The sequence below is a fragment of the Pantoea eucrina genome, from assembly GCF_002095385.1.
GTDB lineage: Bacteria > Pseudomonadota > Gammaproteobacteria > Enterobacterales > Enterobacteriaceae > Pantoea > Pantoea eucrina.
This window is the reverse complement of sequence record NZ_MIPP01000023.1, coordinates 21,259-40,069: the sequence shown is the minus strand read 5'-3', so window position 1 is coordinate 40,069 and position 18,811 is coordinate 21,259. Positions and strand designations below refer to the sequence as shown.

13 protein-coding genes and 3 tRNA genes are annotated in these 18,811 nt (G+C 58.7%); 10 read left to right on the top strand and 6 right to left on the bottom strand.

The window, feature by feature from the left end; genetic code table 11:
* Positions 1–34 precede the first annotated feature (34 nt).
* Genes ptrA through recD form a run of 3 tightly spaced genes read left to right on the top strand, consistent with a single transcriptional unit; the run spans position 35 to position 8,312 of the window.
* A complete protein-coding gene (gene ptrA / locus HA43_RS11485; protein WP_094111696.1) occupies positions 35–2,929 on the top strand; it encodes a pitrilysin in 2,895 nt (964 codons plus the stop codon).
* Positions 2,926–6,468 (top strand): exodeoxyribonuclease V subunit beta, encoded by a 3,543-nt coding sequence (gene recB, locus HA43_RS11480; RefSeq protein ID WP_039379945.1) that lies wholly within the window; start codon positions 2,926–2,928, stop codon positions 6,466–6,468. The genes ptrA and recB overlap by 4 nt, the downstream gene beginning before the upstream one ends.
* Positions 6,465–8,312 (top strand): exodeoxyribonuclease V subunit alpha, encoded by a 1,848-nt coding sequence (gene recD / locus HA43_RS11475; protein WP_094111695.1) that lies wholly within the window; start codon positions 6,465–6,467, stop codon positions 8,310–8,312. The genes recB and recD overlap by 4 nt, the downstream gene beginning before the upstream one ends.
* 171 nt (positions 8,313–8,483) lie before the next feature.
* Here recD and argA read toward each other — a convergent pair whose 3' ends face one another.
* Complete coding sequence (argA, locus tag HA43_RS11470) at positions 8,484–9,812, bottom strand: amino-acid N-acetyltransferase (protein ID WP_094111694.1); 1,329 nt, start codon at positions 9,810–9,812, stop codon at positions 8,484–8,486.
* 232 nt (positions 9,813–10,044) lie between these two features.
* Here argA and amiC point away from each other — a divergent pair, with 232 nt between their 5' ends.
* Positions 10,045–11,280 carry an N-acetylmuramoyl-L-alanine amidase AmiC gene (gene amiC, locus HA43_RS11465; RefSeq protein WP_039379939.1) on the top strand — a complete coding sequence of 412 codons (1,236 nt, stop codon included), beginning with the start codon at positions 10,045–10,047 and terminating at the stop codon, positions 11,278–11,280.
* Positions 11,281–11,369: 89 nt separating this feature from the next.
* Here amiC and HA43_RS11460 read toward each other — a convergent pair.
* The 3 genes from HA43_RS11460 to HA43_RS11450 form a co-directional block, all read right to left on the bottom strand.
* Positions 11,370–11,446: transfer RNA gene (locus HA43_RS11460), tRNA-Met, on the bottom strand.
* A 51-nt stretch (positions 11,447–11,497) separates the two neighbouring features.
* Positions 11,498–11,574, bottom strand: a tRNA-Met gene (locus tag HA43_RS11455).
* A gap of 51 nt (positions 11,575–11,625) precedes the next feature.
* Positions 11,626–11,702 (bottom strand) — tRNA-Met (locus tag HA43_RS11450).
* 205 nt (positions 11,703–11,907) lie between these two features.
* Between HA43_RS11450 and mltA the strand changes: the two genes are divergently transcribed.
* Positions 11,908–13,056: a murein transglycosylase A gene (gene mltA / locus HA43_RS11445; RefSeq protein ID WP_071668551.1), complete on the top strand. Its 1,149-nt coding sequence runs from the start codon at positions 11,908–11,910 to the stop codon at positions 13,054–13,056.
* An 83-nt stretch (positions 13,057–13,139) separates the two neighbouring features.
* Entirely contained in the window at positions 13,140–13,946 is an 807-nt protein-coding gene (gene tcdA, locus HA43_RS11440; RefSeq protein ID WP_094111693.1) for a tRNA cyclic N6-threonylcarbamoyladenosine(37) synthase TcdA, read from the top strand.
* On the opposite strand, the gene csdE is transcribed toward tcdA, so the two are convergent.
* Positions 13,934–14,377: a cysteine desulfurase sulfur acceptor subunit CsdE gene (csdE, locus tag HA43_RS11435; protein WP_039379933.1), complete on the bottom strand. Its 444-nt coding sequence runs from the start codon at positions 14,375–14,377 to the stop codon at positions 13,934–13,936. The two genes, tcdA and csdE, sit on opposite strands and share 13 nt — an antisense overlap.
* A gap of 4 nt (positions 14,378–14,381) precedes the next feature.
* Complete coding sequence (gene csdA / locus HA43_RS11430) at positions 14,382–15,587, bottom strand: cysteine desulfurase CsdA (RefSeq protein ID WP_094111692.1); 1,206 nt, start codon at positions 15,585–15,587, stop codon at positions 14,382–14,384.
* A 206-nt stretch (positions 15,588–15,793) separates the two neighbouring features.
* Here csdA and HA43_RS11425 point away from each other — a divergent pair, with 206 nt between their 5' ends.
* The 4 genes from HA43_RS11425 to rlmM all read left to right on the top strand — a co-directional run bounded on the left by HA43_RS11425 (position 15,794) and on the right by rlmM (position 18,810).
* The gene (locus HA43_RS11425) at positions 15,794–16,018 is read left to right on the top strand and encodes a YgdI/YgdR family lipoprotein (protein WP_039379928.1); all 225 of its coding nucleotides are present in this window, start codon (positions 15,794–15,796) and stop codon (positions 16,016–16,018) included.
* Positions 16,019–16,353: 335 nt separating this feature from the next.
* Positions 16,354–17,271, top strand: a complete 918-nt coding sequence (locus HA43_RS11420; protein ID WP_039379926.1) for a transcriptional regulator GcvA — start codon at positions 16,354–16,356, stop codon at positions 17,269–17,271.
* A gap of 50 nt (positions 17,272–17,321) precedes the next feature.
* Positions 17,322–17,717: a DUF423 domain-containing protein gene (locus HA43_RS11415; protein ID WP_039379923.1), complete on the top strand. Its 396-nt coding sequence runs from the start codon at positions 17,322–17,324 to the stop codon at positions 17,715–17,717.
* On the top strand, positions 17,710–18,810 hold the full coding sequence (gene rlmM, locus HA43_RS11410; protein WP_039379921.1) for a 23S rRNA (cytidine(2498)-2'-O)-methyltransferase RlmM: 1,101 nt from the start codon (positions 17,710–17,712) through the stop codon (positions 18,808–18,810). The genes HA43_RS11415 and rlmM overlap by 8 nt, the downstream gene beginning before the upstream one ends.
* Position 18,811 lies beyond the last annotated feature (1 nt).

Below are 18,811 nucleotides of genomic sequence, written 5' to 3'. Positions count from 1 at the left end.
CAGCCGCAGGGCAGAGTAAGATTAAGGGGTTTACATGCGGATTTACGCACGCTGTATCGGCGCGCTGCTGTCAGGCGCGCTGGCGCTGAATGTTTTTGCCGATACCGGACAGGGCTGGCAGCCGGTTAATGACATTATCCGCAAAAGCGATCGCGATCCGCGCAGCTATCAGGCGATTACCCTGAACAACGGTATGACGGTGCTGCTGGTTTCAGACGCTGAGGCCCCGAAGTCGCTGGCGGCGCTGACGCTGCCGATTGGCTCGCTGGACGATCCCGACCAGCAGCCCGGGCTGGCGCACTATCTGGAGCATATGGTGCTGATGGGCTCAAAACGTTATCCCCAGCCCGACAATCTTGCGGAATTTCTTAAAATGCACGGCGGCAGTCACAACGCCAGCACCGCCTCTTACCGCACCGCATTCTATCTGGAAGTGGAGAACGATGCGCTGCAGCCTGCGGCAGATCGCCTGGCGGATGCGATTGCGGAGCCGCTGCTCGATCCGGTTAACGCCGATCGCGAACGTCACGCCGTCAACGCAGAGCTGACGATGGCGCGCTCGCGGGACGGGCTGCGCATGGCGCAGGTCAGTGCTGAGACGCTGAATCCGCAGCATCCGGGTTCGCGTTTCTCCGGAGGCAACCTGGAGACGCTGAGTGATAAACCGGGCAGCAAACTGCAGCAGGCGCTGCGCGACTTCTACCGTACCCACTATTCTGCCAGCCTGATGAAAGCAGTAATTTACAGCAATAAACCGCTCTCTGAGATGGCGCAGATGGCCGCCGCCACCTTTGGGCGCGTCGCGGCACATCCGGCTAGCGTGCCGGAGATAGATGTACCGGTGGTCACCGGAGCGCAGAAAGGCATCATTATTCACTACGTGCCGGCTCAGCCGCGTAAACAGCTGAAGATTGAGTTTCGGATCGCGAACAACAGCGCCGATTTCCGCAGCAAAACCGATACGCTGATTGGCTATCTGCTGGGTAACCGCAGCGCCAATACGCTGAATGACTGGCTGCAGAAGCAGGGACTGGCCGATGGCGTGACCGCAGGGGCCGATCCGGTCACCGAGCGCAGCAGCGGCGTCTTTGCTATTTCTGTGTCGCTGACGGATAAAGGGCTGACGCAACGCGATGAAGTCGTGGCCGCCATTTTCAGCTACCTCGATATGCTGCGCCGCAACGGCATTGATAAGCGCTATTTTGACGAGGTATCGCATGTGCTGGCGCTTGATTACCGCTATCCGTCAATTACCCGTGATATGGACTACATTCAGTGGCTGGCCGACACCATGCTGCGTGTGCCGGTCGCGCACACGCTGGATGCGCCTTACCTTGCCGATCGCTTCGATCCTGCAGCGGTAGCGGCACGCCTTGGTGAGATGACGCCGCAAAATGCCCGCATCTGGTATATCAGCCCGCAGGAGCCGCACAATCAGCAGGCCTACTTTGTTAATGCGCCGTATCAGGTTGATAAAATCAGCGCCGCGCAGTACAGCGACTGGCAGCAGCGTGCAGCGCATATCACGCTCTCTTTGCCCGCGCTCAATCCCTATATTCCCACTGACTTTTCACTGATTGCACGCGACGGGAAAAACTACACGCATCCGATTGTGCTCAGTAATGACGCGGCAATGCGTATTTTATGGATGCCGGGCCGGTTCTATCCTGACGAGCCAAAAGCGGCGATTACCCTGGCGCTACGCAATAAGGCAGCGATCGGCGACGCGCGTCAGCAGGTGCTGTTTGGTCTGAATGATTATCTCTCCAGCCAGGCGCTGGATGAGCTCAACTCCCAGGCGTCGGTGGGTGGCATCAGTTTCTCCGTGGGAGAAGATGATGGCCTGGTGTTTAACGCCAGCGGATTTACCCAGCGTTTGCCGCAGCTGCTGCAGGAGCTGGTCGCCGGTTACAGCAGCTTCCGTCCGGATGAAGCGCAGCTCGCTCAGGCTAAATCCTGGTATCGCGACCGTCTGGATGCGGCTGAAAAAGGCAAAGCGTTTGAACAGGCGATCCAGCCGATGCAGATGCTGTCGCAGCTGCCCTATACCCAGCGCGACGAACGCCGCCGGTTGCTGCCGGAGATCACGCTGCAGGAGGTGATCGCCTGGCGTGACGCGCTGCTGCATCAGTCGACACCAGAGATGCTGGCGGTGGGTAATCTCTCAGCAAAAGAGACGGAAGCGCTTGGCGTGGCCCTGAAAGCGCAGCTGCAGAGCAGCGGAGAGGCACCGTGGCGCAGTGACTATGTTGTGGTGGATAAACCGATCAAGGCGAACCTGCAGCAGGCGGGAAGCAGCAGCGATTCCGCGCTGGCGGCGCTCTATGTGCCTGTCGGGTATGATGAATATCAGAGCATGGCTGCCAGTACGCTGCTGAGTCAGATTATCCAGCCGTGGTTTTATAACCAGCTGCGCACGGAAGAGCAGCTGGGCTATGCCGTCTTTACCTATCAGATGCCGATAGGCCGCCAGTGGGGCATCGGTTTTCTGCTGCAGAGCAACAGCCGGCAGCCCGCGTTCCTGCTGCAGCGCTTCCAGGCATTCTATCCGCAGGCAGAACAGCGGCTGCGCAGCATGAAGCCCGAGACCTTTGCGCAGTACCAGCAGGCGATGATCAATGAGCTGAAACAGCGTCCTCAGACGCTGGAGGAGGAAGCCAATCGCTACAGTCGTGACTTCAGCCGTCAGAACTATGCGTTCGATACGCGAGAGAAAGTGATTGCGCAGGTGCAGCAGCTGACGCCGGCGCAGCTGGCCACTTTCTTCCGGCAGGCGATCCGGCAGCAGGGAATGGCGATGATTTCCCAGATCAGCGGTACGCAGGAGAGCGCACCGCAGGCAGATTACGCAGCGCTGCCTGGCTTTACCACCTGGGCGGCGCTGGCGCAGCTGCAGCAGTCGCTGCCGGTTAAGAGTGATACGCCATGAGTCAGCGTGCTGAATCCCTCAATCCGCTGACGCTGCCGCTGCGCGGCGAGCGCCTGATTGAGGCCTCTGCCGGTACGGGTAAAACCTTTACCATCGGCCTGCTTTATCTGCGCCTGCTGCTGGGTCTGGGCGAAGAGAACGCTTACAGCCGTCCGCTCTCGGTAGAAGAGATTCTGGTGGTGACGTTCACCGAAGCGGCGACGGCAGAGCTGCGCGGTCGTATCCGCGCGAATATCCACGCGCTGCGGCTCGCCTGTATTCGCGGCGTCAGCAGCGATGCGATGCTGACCGCACTGCTGCAGGCGATCCCGCAGCGGGAAGAGGCCGCCTCGCTGCTGCTGGCGGCGGAAAGACAGATGGATGAAGCCGCTATTTTCACCATCCACGGCTTCTGCCAGCGTATGCTCAATCTTAACGCGTTTGAGTCCGGCATGCTGTTTGAACAGCAGCTGATTGAAGATGAGCATCCGCTCCTGCGTCAGGCAACGGCTGATTTCTGGCGGCGTCACTGCTATCCGCTGACGCTGGATATCGCGCGCGTGATTGTCACCGAATGGCTGGGGCCGGAACAGCTGCTGGCTACCCTGCGCCCGTGGCTGCAGGGAGAGTCGCCCTCGCTGCGGCTGCCGCCGGATGACCAGGAGACGCTTGCGTCGCGGCATGCACGTAATATGGCGCGCATCGCGGAGATCAAAGCGCAGTGGCGAACGCTGGGTGATGACGTGCAGACGCTGGTTGAGCAGTCGGGCGTGGATAAGCGCAGCTACAGCAGCAAACATCTGCCCGCCTGGGTCAGTAAAGTGAGCCAGTGGGCCCATAGCGACAGCAGTGATTACCAGGTTCCGCCCGAGCTGGCACGCTTCGGGCAGCGGATACTGGATGAGAAAACCAAAAAAGGCGACGCCCCGCGGCACGCGCTGTTCAGCGCAATTGACGCGTTTCTGGCTGAACCGCTGTCGCTGCGTGATGTGGTCATTGCTCGGGCGCTGACCGAAGTGCGTGAGGCGGTGCATAAACAGAAGCGGCTGCAGGCGCTGCTGGGCTTTGACGATCTGCTGAGCCGGCTTGATGATGCGCTGCAGCAGGCGGGCGGCGCGCAGCTGGCGCAGCTGATCCGGCAGCGCTACCCGGTGGCGCTGATCGATGAATTTCAGGATACCGATCCGCAGCAGTACCGGATTTTCCGTACGCTCTATATGCATCAGCCTGAACATGCGCTACTGCTGATAGGCGATCCCAAACAGGCGATCTACGCTTTCCGCGGGGCGGATATTTTTACCTATATCCGGGCGCGTAATGAAATTGCGGCGCACTATACGCTGGACACTAACTGGCGCTCGTCACCCGCGATGGTAGAGAGCGTAAACCAGCTTTTCTCGCGCTTGCCGGCTCCCTTTCTGTTTGCTGAAATTCCGTTTTTGCCGGTGCAGTTTGCGCCGCCTAACCAGGCGCTGTCGCTAAAGGCAGAGGGCAGAGAGCAGCCCGCGCTGCGCTTCTGGCTGCAGCCCGGCAGCGGTGCCAGCGTCAGCGAATATCAGCAGCAAATGGCAAAGCAGTGCGCAATGGATATCAGCCGCTGGCTGCAGGCGGGGCAGCAGGGCGAGGCGATGCTGGGAAAAGGGCCGGCGCTGCGGCCCGTACAGGCATCGGATATCACGGTGCTGGTGCGCAGCCGCAACGAAGCGAATCAGATCCGCGAAGCGCTGGCGCAGCTCGCGATCCCCTCAGTCTATCTCTCTAACCGCGACAGCGTTTACACGACACCGGAAGCGCGCGAGCTGCTCTGGCTGCTGCGCGCTATTCTGGCTCCGGAACAGGAGCGGATGCTGCGTACGGCGCTGGCGACTTCGCTATTTGCGCTGGATGCGGCTCAGCTGGATGCGCTCGATCGCGATGCGCGCGGCTGGGACACGCTGGTAGATACCTTTGCGCGCTGGCAGCGCCTCTGGCATCAGCGTGGGGTGTTGCCAATGCTGCGGGAAATTATGCTGGAGCGCCAGCTGGCCGAAAATATGCTGGCGTCGGAAAATGGCGAGCGCCGCCTGACCGATCTGCTGCATCTGGGGGAGCTGCTGCAGGAAGCGGCATCGCAGCTTGACAGCCCGCATGCGCTGGTACGTTATCTGGCACAGCAGATAGCGCGGCCCGACAGTCAGTCGGCCAGCCAGCAGCTGCGACTGGAGAGCGACCGCCATCTGGTGCAGATCGTCACCATCCATAAATCGAAAGGGCTGCAGTATCCGCTGGTCTGGCTGCCGTTTGCAGCCGGATTCCGTGAAGCAGATATTGCGCTTTACCACGACCGCGATAACTTCAGCGCGGTGCTGGATTTGCAGGGCGATGAGCAGAGCCTGGCGCTGGCGGAACAGGAGCGACTGGCAGAAGATCTTCGCCTGCTTTATGTTGCGCTGACGCGCTCTGTGTATCACTGCAGCATCGGCGTGGCGCCGCTGTTTCGCGGCGCGCGCAAAAAAGAGGGCGAGAGCGACCTGCATAAAAGTGCGCTGGGCTATCTGCTGCAGCGCGGCGAAGCGGCGACGGCAGAGCAGCTCGGCGCGCTGCTGGAAGCGCTGAACGGCGAAGGGTGCGAGGTGGTGATGGCCGATCGTGCTGAAGCCGCACGCTGGCAGGTGCAGGCTGGCGTACGCGACGATCTGCATGCACGCGCGATATCGCGCCAGCTGGCTGAATCGTGGCGCGTGACCAGCTATTCAGGTCTGCAGCAGCACAGCGCGCATCGCCTGCTGGAGGTGGTGCCCCACTTCGACCTGGAAGCGGCGGGTGAAGAGCAGCAGGCGGCGACCGAAGAGGTTGTGCTGACGCCACATCATTTTCCGCGCGGTGCCGCACCGGGTACGTTTCTGCATGAGCTGTTTGAGTCGATCGACTTTACCCAGCCGCCAGGGACGGAGCTGCTGGAGCAGCATCTGCAGCAGAACGGCTACCCGCTGCACTGGCAGCCGGTGCTGAGCAGCTGGATTGAGCGGGTTGTGACTACGCCGCTTAATGCGCAGCAGATCCGGCTGGCTGACGTGGCCGCACGCGACCGCCTGATTGAGATGGAGTTTTATCTGCCTATCAGCGCTCTGCTTACCGCTCCCGCGCTGGACCGGCTGATGCGCCAGCATGACCCGCTCTCTGCGCAGGCGCCCGCACTTAACTTCAGTCAGGTGCAGGGCATGCTCAAAGGCTTTATCGACCTGGTGTTTCGCCGGGACGGAAAATATTACCTGCTGGATTATAAATCCAACTGGCTGGGGGAGAGTCATGAAGCCTATACCCCGGATGCCATGGCACAGGCGATGATTGACCATCGCTACGATTTGCAGTATCAGCTCTATACGCTGGCGCTGCACCGGTTTCTGCAGCACCGGCTGCCCGATTACGACTATGAGCAGCATATGGGCGGCGTGTTTTATCTGTTTTTGCGCGGTATGGATGGCAGTTCGCCTGATAATGGCGTCTTTTTCACCCGTCCTGCCGCTGAATTTGTCACACAACTTGATAGCCTGTTTCGCGGGCAGGGAGAGGATGCATGAGCGATATCACTACGCTATTAAAGCAGGCAACAGAGCTGCGGCTGCTGCGCCCGCTGGACGTGCAGTTTGCTCAGCTGATAGCCACCAGCGATGAACCCGCCCGCTTACTGGCTGCTGCCTGTCTCAGCGCTGAAGCCGGAGAAGGGCATGTCTGCCTGCCGCTGGCCCAGCTTAACCGCGAGCAGCTGTTTCGCGGCCGTCATCCCGAACTGGCGCAGGCGATCTGGCAGGCAGCAGGCGATCCGCACGACTGGCACAGCCTGCTGGCGGGCTGGGATGCGCTCAGCTCCCGCGATCGCGCGGCCCCTGTTGTACTGAGCGACGACCGGCTCTATCTGCATCGCTTATGGCATCATGAAGGTGACGTGGCGCGCTTTTTCCATCCTCAGGCTGCGCCGCAGCCGTTTGCCCCGGAGCAGGTACGCAGCGTGCTGGATGCGCTGTTTGGCACCGCGCCGGATGACTGGCAGAAGATTGCCGCTGCTGTCGCATTAACGCAGAAGACCGCGGTGATTTCCGGCGGGCCGGGCACCGGCAAAACCACCACCGTGGCAAAACTGCTGGCGGCGCTGATCCGCCTGAGCGACGGCGCGCTGCGCATTCAGCTGGCGGCCCCAACCGGCAAAGCGGCGGCGCGCCTGACGGAGTCACTGGGAAAAGCGCTGCAGCAGCTGGCGGTCAGCGAGCAGGAGCGCCAGCGCTTTCCGGAGGAGGCCACCACGCTGCATCGCCTGCTGGGCGCACAGCCTGAAACGCAGCGTTTGCGTTACCATGCCGGTAATCCGCTGCATCTCGATGTGCTGGTGGTGGATGAAGCTTCCATGGTGGATCTCGGCATGATGGCCAGCCTGATTGCCGCGCTGCCATCGCAGGCGCGGGTAATTTTTCTCGGCGACCGCGACCAGCTTGCCTCCGTAGAGGCGGGAGCAGTACTGGGCGATATCTGTCGCTGTGCGGAGGCGGGCTACAGTCCGGTGCGCGCCACGCAGCTGACGCTGATGACCGGCTGTGAGATCGGCGGCAGTAATGAAACCGCAGCACCCGCGGTGCGCGATGCGATCTGCCTGCTGCGTAAAAGCTACCGTTTTGATGCCAGCTCCGGCATCGGCCAGCTGGCAGCAGCCGTTAACGCCGGTGATGCGCAGGCGGTGGAGCGCGCCTTTCAGAGCAATTTCAGTGATATTGCGCGTGCGCCGCTAAACAGCGGTGAAGCGTATCAGCGAATGCTGAATGAGATTGCTGCTGGTTATCGGGACTTTCTGCAGCAGGTAGCTGAGGATGCCGCGCCGGCTGATATCCTCGCCTCTTTCGGCCGCTATCAGCTGCTGTGCGCGCTGCGCGAAGGGCCGTTTGGCGTGGAAGGACTCAATCAGCGTATTGAGCAGAAGCTGATACAGCTGCAGCTGATCCGTCGCCCCGCAGGCGGCAGCCGCTGGTATCCGGGACGGCCGGTAATGGTCACGCGCAATGACAGCGCGCTGGGCCTGTTTAACGGCGATATCGGTATCACGCTGACAGACGAGGAGGGCGTGCTGAAGGTCTTCTTCCCGCTGCCGGACGGGACCATCAAAGCGGTCCAGCCGAGCCGACTGCCGGCACACGATACCGCCTGGGCCATGACGGTGCACAAGTCGCAGGGTTCGGAGTTTGAGCACACCGCGCTGGTGATGCCGGCCCAGTTTTTACCGGTGCTGACGCGGGAGTTAATTTATACCGCGATTACGCGTGCCCGCAGGCAGCTGACGCTCTACAGTGATGAAAACATTTTCCGTCGCGCAGTCCAGCTGCGCACGCAGCGCCGCAGCGGCCTGCTGTCACGGCTTGGCGCGACGTCTGACGCGTAAAGCTTCGTACAGGATAATCGCGCCCCTACGTGCTCCTGTAGGGGCCGCATTAATGCGGCCCTGGGGGGAAAATAACGCGGCCCGGAATTTCCCGTGCGGCCAGGGCGCCATAAATGGCGCCCCTACAGGATCACGCAGGGGCCGCATTTATGCGGCCCTGGAATACGTGGCTTATTTTAAATCTGCCATCAGCACCTTTGAGCGACGCTGATAGTTATACATCTGCTGCTTGCTCTCTGGCAGCGACTCAATATCTACTGGCGTAAAGCCCCGCTCCTGAAACCAGTGAATGCTGCGGGTGGTGAGCACAAACAGCTTTTTTAGCCCCATCTGCCGCGCCTGTAGCGCCACGCGATCCAGCAGCAGCTCGCCGCGTGATGAGCTGCGATAGTCGGGATGTACTGCCACACACGCCATTTCGCCAATCTGCTCATCCGGGAACGGGTAGAGCGCGGCACAGGCGATGGTCATATTATCGCGCTGGATGATGGTAAACTTATCGATCTCCATCTCCAGCTGTTCACGCGAGCGCCGTACCAGAATACCCTGCTGCTCCAGCGGACGGATCAGTTCCAGGATGCCGCCAATATCGTTGATGTTGGCGCGCCGGATCTGCTCGGCAGATTCCATAACAATCTGTGTACCGATACCGTCGCGTGAGAAGAGCTCCTGCAGCAGTGCGCCATCCTCCTGATAGCTGATCAGATGGCTGCGGCGCACGCCGCTGCGACACGCTTTCACCGCGCCGCGCAGAAAGCGCACCGTACCGGACAGAAAATCGCCGTCGCTCTCCATCTCATCAATGCGCGTCTGCGCATCACCGGGAAACAGCTCTGAAATAATTGTGCCAGCGCGATCGGTCACGCCCTGCTCGGAGCAGAAGCCAATCATCTTCTCTGCCTTGAGCTTGATGGCGAGCTGCGTGGCAACCTCTTCTGAGGTGAGATTAAAGCTTTCGCCGGTTACAGAGACGGCGACCGGGCCGAGCAGTACAATCGCGTTATTATCCAGCTGGCGGTGAATCGCCTCTTCATCAATACGGCGAATGCGTCCGCTGTGACAGTAGTCAACGCCATCATCCACGCCCAGCGGCTGGGCAATGATAAAGTTACCGCTGACGACATTAATATGCGCGCCCTGCAGCGGCGTGTTGTTAAGGCTCATCGACAAACGCGCCGTAATATCAAGCTGCAGACGGCCCGCCGCCTGCTTTACCAGCTCCAGCGATTGCGCATCGGTCACGCGGGTGTGTTTGTGATAGAGAGGCTCCAGCTGCTGCTGCGCCATGCTGGCATCAATCTGCGGACGTGCGCCATAGACCACCACCAGACGGATGCCCAGGCTATGCAGCAGGCCAATATCGTTAACGATACTGGAGAAGTTTTCATGCTCAATGGCTTCGCCGCCCAGCATGATGACAAACGTCTTGTTGCGATGGGCATTAATATAGGGAACGGTATGGCGAAAACCCTGAACCAGCTCGGTACTGCGTTCCTTCACGGTGCACCCTCTGTGAATGGTTATTCGTAATTAGTGTATTTTTATTCTGTTTTTCGCCGTATTGCAAGCGTTGCGCCTGACGTTACTTTACGATTTTTCAGATGCATCCGTTGATAACAGCCTGCATTATCTGGCTTTTCCGACGAGACAAGCGTTGCCAGATTGGATAAAGTTTTCGCTTTCTGAGCGTCGGCTGACGCAGATTTATCCATAACACAGTAGTTGGAGTGGCATGTCCCAGGCTTTTTCCCGAAGACGGTTATTACAAGGTGCCGGTGCGCTATGGCTACTTAGCGTAACGCGTACCGGGCTGGCAGCGAGTCAGCACATTGTTGCGGTACGCATCTGGCCTTCATCAACGTACTCCCGCGTCACGCTGGAGTCGAATATCCCGCTGCACTACAAGCAGTTTGCGTTGAGCAACCCTGAACGCCTGGTCATTGATATCAAAAATCTGCATATCAATCCGGCGCTGAAAGGCATCAATAAGCTGGTGCGCACAGACGATCCCTTTATCAAAACGGCCCGGGTCGGGCAGTTTGATCCGCACACGGTGCGGATTGTGCTGGAGCTGAAGCGTAACGTCGCACCAAAAACCTTTACCCTGGCGCCCGTGGCCGGTATCAAAAACCGGCTGGTGGTGGATCTGTATCCCAGTCAGGCATCGCACGCCGACGATCCGCTGCTGGCGCTGCTCAACGATTACAACAAAGGCGATCTGGAGCGCGATCAGCCTGCGCAGGCACCGTTGCCGGGTAAGGCGGGGCGCGATCGTCCGATCATTATCATGATCGATCCCGGACACGGCGGCGAAGATCCCGGTGCGCACGGCAAATACAAAACGCGTGAAAAGGATATTGTGCTGAAGATTGGTCGCTACCTGCGGGCATTGATCGATAAAGAGCACAATATGAAAGCCTACATGACGCGTAACGAAGATGTGTTTATTCCACTGCGCGTGCGGGTGGCAAAAGCGCGCAAGCAGCGTGCCGATCTGTTTGTTTCGATTCATGCCGATGCGTTTACCAGCCGGGCAGCGCGTGGCTCTTCGGTATTCGCGCTCTCCACGCGCGGCGCGACCTCTGCCGCAGCCCGTTTCCTGGCACAGACGCAGAACGAAGCCGATCTGATTGGCGGCGTCAGCATGAGCGGCGATCGCTATCTCGACCACACGATGTTCGATATGGTGCAGCGTCAGACCATCAGTGACAGCCTGAAATTTGGCAAAGAGGTACTGGCGCGCATGGGGCACATCAATCATCTGCATAAGCGTACGGTTGATCAGGCGGGTTTTGCCGTGCTGAAAGCGCCCGATATCCCGTCAATTCTGGTTGAGACGGCGTTTATCAGTAACGTGGAGGAGGAGCGCAAGCTGCGAACCGCACGCTATCAGCATCAGGTGGCCGAAGCGATTTTTCACGGTATCAAAGCCTATTTTGATAAAGGCGGCGTGCTGGCACGGCGGTAAGGGCAGGGCGGCAGCAATGCCGCTTTTTTCCGGCGGCAGAAACAAAAAAACACCCGTTAAGGTGTTTTATGTTTCTTCATCAAAAGAATTGGTTGCGGGGGCCGGATTCGAACCGACGACCTTCGGGTTATGAGCCCGACGAGCTACCAGGCTGCTCCACCCCGCGTCCGTCTGTCGCACTGAGCGACGTTTCACATTGTATTCTTCTTAAGACAATTGGTTGCGGAGGCCGGATTTGAACCGACGACCTTCGGGTTATGAGCCCGACGAGCTACCAGGCTGCTCCACCCCGCGTCCGTCTGTCGCCTGAGCGACACTTCATATTGTCTCTTCATTAAGAAGAATTGGTTGCGGGGGCCGGATTTGAACCGACGACCTTCGGGTTATGAGCCCGACGAGCTACCAGGCTGCTCCACCCCGCGTCCGTGGATGCGCACTATACACCTGGCGCGTGACGATGCAACCCCTTTTTGCGCTTAACGGGTGAAATCCATAAGCAGTTGCTGAATAATGTCGCATCCGGATGAAAAAACGTACAGATGTGAAGGCGATGGCGGGTGGCAGATTTCATTATGACCAGGGCTTTGCTATCGTCGCCGGGCGAACAACCGACAACAAGAGAGAGTCATGAACGGACACCGGGTAAAGTATGCACTCACTGGCGCATTTCTGGCGCTATTAGCGGGTTGTAGCTCAAAGCCGACCGATCGCGGTCAGCAATATATTGATGGCAAGCTGGAGCAACCGCTCGGGCTGGTTAATGAGCCTAATGCCAAAGGGCGTCCGGTTAACGGGCAGGATTTTGGCCTGCAGGTGCAGCAGATTCAGTCCGCTTCCTCGCGTCTGTTCAGCCGTAATAATGACACCTACAGCGCTATCCAGAACTGGCTGCTTTCGGGTGCAGATACGCGTCAGCTGCGTCAGTTCGGCCTGAATGCGTTTCAGATGGAAGGCACCGACAATTATGGCAACGTGCAGTTTACCGGTTACTACACGCCGGTAGTGGAAGCGCGTTACACCCGGCAGGGCGAGTTTCAGTATCCTATTTACCGCATGCCGCCGCGCCCACGCGGGGCGAAGCTGCCGAGCCGCGCCGGCATTTATAGCGGCGCGCTCGATGAGCGCTACGTTATCGCCTGGAGCAACTCGCTGATCGACAACTTTATGATGGATGTGCAGGGCAGCGGCTACGTCGATTTTGGGGACGGACGTCCGCTGCGCTTCTTTGGCTACGGCGGTAAAAATGGCTGGGCTTATCACAGCATTGGTAAAGAGCTGATCGATCGCGGTGAAGTCAAACGCGAAGATATGTCGATGCAGGCCATCCGGCAGTGGGCTGAGGAGCATTCACCGCAGGAAGTGCGTGATGTGCTGGAGACCAACCAGTCCTTTGTCTTCTTTAAACCTGAAGAGTACGTGCCGGTGCGGGGTGCCAGCGCAGTTCCGCTGATTGCCAAAGCATCGGTTGCCTCTGACCGCTCTCTGATCCCGGCGGGCACGGCACTGCTGGCGGAAGTGCCGCAGCTGAATGCAAAAGGTAAGTTCAACGGTAAGTATGAAATGCGTCTGATGGTGGCGCTGGACGTCGGTGGCGCAATCAAAGGCCAGCACTTTGATATCTATCAGGGCGTAGGCCCGGACGCCGCACATCTGGCCGGCTTCTATAACCACTACGGCCGCGTCTGGGTACTGAAGACGGCTCCCGGTGCCGGACAGCCGCTGTTCAGCACTGCGCAAAACGGCAATAACGGTTCACTGCTGACCGGTGCAAATTGATACACTGACAGCCAGCTCTCTGCAGGAGAGTACATTATCGGGTGCGCCACGCGGCGCACCGCATTCCGGAGTAAAGGTCAGATATGAAAGTGGTAAGCGACGCCTGGCGACAGCGCTTTGGCGGAACGGCGCGTCTTTATGGACAGGAGGCGCTGCAGCAGTTTGCAGAGGCGCATTTCTGCGTAATTGGTATTGGCGGCGTAGGCTCCTGGGCCGCTGAAGCGCTGGCGCGTACCGGCATCGGACACATTACGCTGATCGATATGGATGATGTCTGTATTACCAATACCAACCGGCAGATCCATGCGCAGCAGGGCAATGTCGGTCAGGCAAAAACGGAGGTCATGGCCGCCCGCATCCGCGCCATCAATCCGGAGTGCGTTGTCACCTGCATTGACGACTTTATCACGCCGCAAAACACCGCCGAATTGCTCTCAGCCGGGTTTGACTATGTGATTGATGCCATCGACAGCGTGCGGCCGAAAGCGGCGCTGATTGCCTGGTGCCGGCGTAATAAAGTCCCGCTTATTACCACCGGCGGGGCAGGCGGACAGATCGATCCCACGCAGATTCAGGTCAGCGATTTGGCGAAAACCATCCAGGATCCGCTGGCGGCTAAACTGCGCGAGCGCCTGAAAAGTGATTTTGGCGTGGTAAAAAACAGTAAGGGCAAACTGGGCATCGACTGCGTGTTTTCCACTGAAGCGCTGATCTATCCGCAGCCCGACGGCAGCGTATGCGCCTCGCGCAGCACGGCAGAAGGCCCGAAGCGGATGGATTGCGCTGCAGGCTTCGGGGCGGCAACCATGGTGACCGCCACGTTTGGATTTATCGCCGTATCGCACGCGCTGAAGAAGTTTCAGGCGCGCAGGGCGCGTCAGGCTGCCTGACGCGCCGCGCGCATTACCGCCTCTGCCAGCGCCTGCAGACCGCTGCTGCGTGACGCGCTCAGCTGCGCGCGCAGTCCCAGCGTATCAAACAGCGCCAGCGGATCCTGGGCCAGCAGCTGTGCCGGGGTTTTTCCTTCGGTGGCGGTCAGCAGCACGGCCAGCAGGCCACGCACAATCCGCCCCTCGCTGTCGCCATAAAAATGCAGCGTGCCGTCAGGCAGCTGCTGGCTGCTGAGCCAGACGCGGTTTTCGCAGCCGCTCAGCTCGATCTCCGCACACTTCAGTTCTTCCGGCAGCGCCGGCAGCTGACGGCTGAGCTGAATCAGCTGCCGGTAGCGATCCTCCCACTGCTGAAAGCGGGCAAACGTGTCGGTCAGCCCCTGAGCGGTGATCGTATGGCCAAAGGGGTGGGGAGCGAGCAGGGTTGTCATGAGATTATTCACCTAAAAGGTTCACGGCGCAGTGCATGGCGCGCACCAGCGCATCCACATCCTGCAGGTTATTATAAGGCGCGAACGAGACGCGCAGCGTACCGCTGACGCCCAGAGCTGCCATCAGCGGCTGCGCGCAGTGCTGCCCGGCACGCAGCGCAATGCCCTGTTCAGCCAGCAGCGTGACGATATCGCTGTGATGGATCCCCGCAATATCAAAGGCAAGCAGGCTGGAAGAGCCGCAGCGGAAGCTGCGAAAGCCGGGCAGCGTGCTTAGCTGCTCTTCGGCCAGGCAGGCGAGCTGCTGACTCCACATCTCCGCTTTTTCCTGATGATGGTGCGACAGCCAGTTCAGCGCCGCGCTGAGGCCCACCACACCCGCCACGTTGGGCGTTCCGGCCTCAAAGCGCCACGGTACCGGCTGCGGCGTAAATCCGCTGAAGTCAACCTGCGTCAGCATTTTGCCGCCGCCCTGCCACGGCTGCATCGACTCCAGCAACTCTGCTTTGCCATACAGCACGCCAATGCCCATCGGACCATAAAGTTTGTGGCCGGAAAACGCATAGAAGTCGATATCCAGCGCCTGCACGTCAGGCGGGCAGTGCACCACGCCCTGCGCGCCATCCACCATGACCTTTGCACCCGCCTCATGCGCCAGCGCGATAGCCTGCGCCAGATCCGGACAGCCGCCGGTGACGTTTGACATCTGGCTCACGGCCAGCAGGCGGGTGCGCGTGTTGATCAGTTCCGGCAGCAGGTCAATGTCGGGTCGGCGATCGGCTCCCAGCGGCCATTTCACTACCGTGGCGCCGCTTGCCTGAGCCACCATCAGCCACGGCACCAGGTTAGCGTGATGCTCCGCCTCGCTGACGATGATTTCATCACCCGGCTGCAGGCGCGGTGCCAGCCAGCTGTACGCCACCAGATTGATCGCCTCAGTGGTGCCGCGCGTCCAGACAATCTGCCGATCGTCAGCGGCATTCAGCCACTGTGCGACCACGCCGCGCGCCTGTTCATACTGTGCCGTCAGCGCACGCGCCGCAGCAAACTGGCTGCGGTGCACGGTGCCGGCACTGAGCGAATAGAACTGTGCGGTGGCATCAATGACCGCCTGCGGCTTGAGCGCCGTGGCGGCGCTGTCAAGATAGACGCCGGCATCATTTAGCGCAGGAAACTGCTGACGAAAAGCGCCAGGAGAGAAGATGGTCATATCGGGCCCACTCCGGTGATTTAGGGCCAGCCGTAACAGCAGGCTGCAGGCTGGCAAAGCTGTAAAAGCGCGTTATGCTCATTATGGCAAGGTTTGAACCGAAACCCGCATAACCCGTTCGCCATTTTCAGCCGTGCTTTCAGGCTGATGGCGCAATGTCGTGGCTGCGGGCGGTTTAATGCAATCAATCTGCAAGGAGATAGAAGATGAACAAACTTACCGCAGTGCTGGCTGTCTGCACCATGGCATTTACCCTGGCGGCCTGTTCCAGCAACTATGTTATGCACACGAACGATGGCCGCACGATTGTCGCTGACGGCAAGCCAAAAGTTGATGATGATACCGGTATGATCAGCTATAAAGATGCCAATGGCAATGAGCAGCAGATTAACCGCTCTGATGTGAAAGAGATGGTTGAGATGGGGCAGTAAAATTACGAAAAAAAAGCACCGCAATTTGCGGTGCTACATAAAATCACTTTGGACAGACAGGGTAAATCTCAGGAATTAAAAGTTTGATCTGCAAGATTCAGATCAAAAAATGCAAACACAACATCACGACCACAAGCCAAAAGCTCTCCAAAAGTCTGCGATCTCTCGCACGTTTTCAGAAAACTTTTCGTTCCGGCTCTGGAAGTGCGGCAACTATAGGTATTTGCTGGAGCTTCCTCAACGGACAAATTATAATGTCTCGGATTAAAAAATCTAATAGCTGACGACGTTGTATAAGTTGCAGTTTTACACTATGAATCCATCTGTGGAAAACCATGTCTAAACGCCTTCCGCCGCTCAATGCTTTACGTGTTTTTGACGCGGCTGCCCGCTATCTGAGCTTTACCAAAGCCGCTGAAGAGCTGTTTGTGACCCAGGCGGCGGTGAGCCATCAGATCAAGTCGCTTGAGGATTTTCTCGGGCTCAAGCTGTTCCGCCGCCGCAACCGCTCGCTGCTGCTGACGGAAGAGGGGCAGAGTTACTATCTCGATATCAAAGAGATTTTTTCAGCGCTTAACGATGCGACCCGCAAGCTGCAGGCGCGCAGCGCTAAAGGGGCGCTCACGGTCAGCCTGCTGCCGAGCTTTGCGATTCAGTGGCTGGTTCCGCGTCTCTCCAGCTTTAATATGGCTTATCCGGGAATCGACGTGCGTATTCAGGCGGTAGACCGTGAAGAGGAGAAGCTGGCAGACGATGTTGACGTCGCTATCTTCTATGGCCGGGGCAACTGGCCAGGCCTGCGGGTGGATAAGCTCTACGCTGAATATCTGCTGCCGGTCTGCTCACCGCTGCTGCTCTCCGGCGATAATCCGCTGAAATCGCCCGCCGATCTGGCGCACTTTACGCTGCTGCATGATGCGTCGCGTCGTGACTGGCAGGCCTACACCCGCCAGCTGGGACTGCAGCATATCAATGTGCAACAGGGGCCTATTTTCAGCCACAGTGCCATGGTACTGCAGGCAGCGATCCACGGGCAGGGTGTGGCGCTGGCGAACAACGTGATGGCAGAGAGTGAGATCGAAGCAGGGCGCCTGGTCTGCCCGTTCAATGATGTGCTGGTAAGTAAAAACGCTTTTTATCTGGTTTGTCATGACAGTCAGGCAGAACTGGGTAAAATAGCCGCCTTTCGTCAGTGGATTCTGGAAAAAGCCGCTACCGAACAGGAAAAATTCCGTTTTCGCTACGATCACTAAGTTACCGTTCGCTGCACAGTGATGTGCGGCGGGACCATGAGGATAGATCGATGTCCAGTCGTGCCATGTTTATATTTGCAGCCATCAGCGGCTTCGTGCTGGTGGCGTTTGGTGCGTTTGGCGCGCACGTATTAAGTAAATCGCTGGGGCCATCTGAAATGGCGTGGATCCATACCGGCCTGGAGTATCAGGCTTACCACACGCTGGCGGTAATGGGACTGGGTGCCGCGATGCTGCGACGCGCTAATATCTGGTTTTACTGGAGCAGCGCAGCGATGGCGCTGGGTACCGTTCTTTTCAGCGGCAGTCTCTATTGCCTGGCGCTGTCGCACCTGCAGTTCTGGGTGTTTGTTACGCCGGCGGGAGGATTTTGCTTCCTGATCGGCTGGTTTTTGATGTTGATTGGCGCGCTGCGTCTGAAAACAAAGGCAGAACGCCATGAATAAAGTATTACTCTATTGTCGTCCCGGGTTTGAAAAAGAGTGCGCGGCAGAAATCAGCGCTAAAGCAGCAGAGCGGGAAATTTACGGCTTTCCGCGGGTAAAAGAAGAAGCGGGCTACGTGCTGTTTGAGTGCTATCAGCCAGAAGATGCAGAGAAGCTGCTGCGCTCGCTACCGTTTGCTGAACTGATTTTTGCCCGGCAGATGCTGGTGGTTGGCGAGCTGCTGCGCGATTTACCTCCCGAAGATCGCATTACTCCCATTACCGGCATGCTGACCGGAGTGGTGGAGAAAGGGGGAGAGCTGCGGGTCGAGGTTCCGGATACCAACGAAGCCAAAGAGCTGACTAAATTTTGCCGCAAGCTGACGGTGCCGCTGCGCGCCAGCCTGCGTGCCAGCAATATCCTGCTCAATTATGAGAGTCCTAAGCGGCCGGTGGTGCACGTGTTTTTTATCGCTCCGGGCACCTGCTATGTAGGTTATTCGCTGCCGGAAAATAATTCGCCATTCTATATGGGGATCCCGCGACTGAAGTTTCCTTCTGACGCTCCCAGCCGCTCAACGCTCAAACTGGAAGAGGCGTTTCATGTGTTTGTGCCGGCCGATGAGTGGGACGAACGCCTGGGAAGCGGCATGTATGCGGTCGATCTGGGCGCCTGCCCGGGCGGCTGGACCTATCAGCTGGTGAAGCGCAGCATGTGGGTCTACGCGGTTGATAACGGCCCGATGGCACCGAGCCTGATGGATACCGGACAGGTTACCCACTGTCGTGAGGATGGTTTTAAGTTTCGCCCGCCGCGCAGCAATATCAGCTGGCTGGTATGCGATATGGTAGAAAAACCGGTGCGCGTGGCCACGTTAATGACTGAGTGGCTGGTAAACGGCTGGTGTCGTGAAGCGATTTTCAACCTCAAGCTGCCGATGAAAAAGCGCTATGAAGAGGTCACGCAGAATCTGGCGATGATGGATGAAGCGTTAAAAGCGCAGGGTATCAACGCCCAGATTCAGGCGCGTCAGCTGTATCACGATCGTGAAGAGGTAACGGTACACGTCCGGCGTATCTGGGCTGCTGCAGGCGGTCGCCGCGACGAACGCTGAG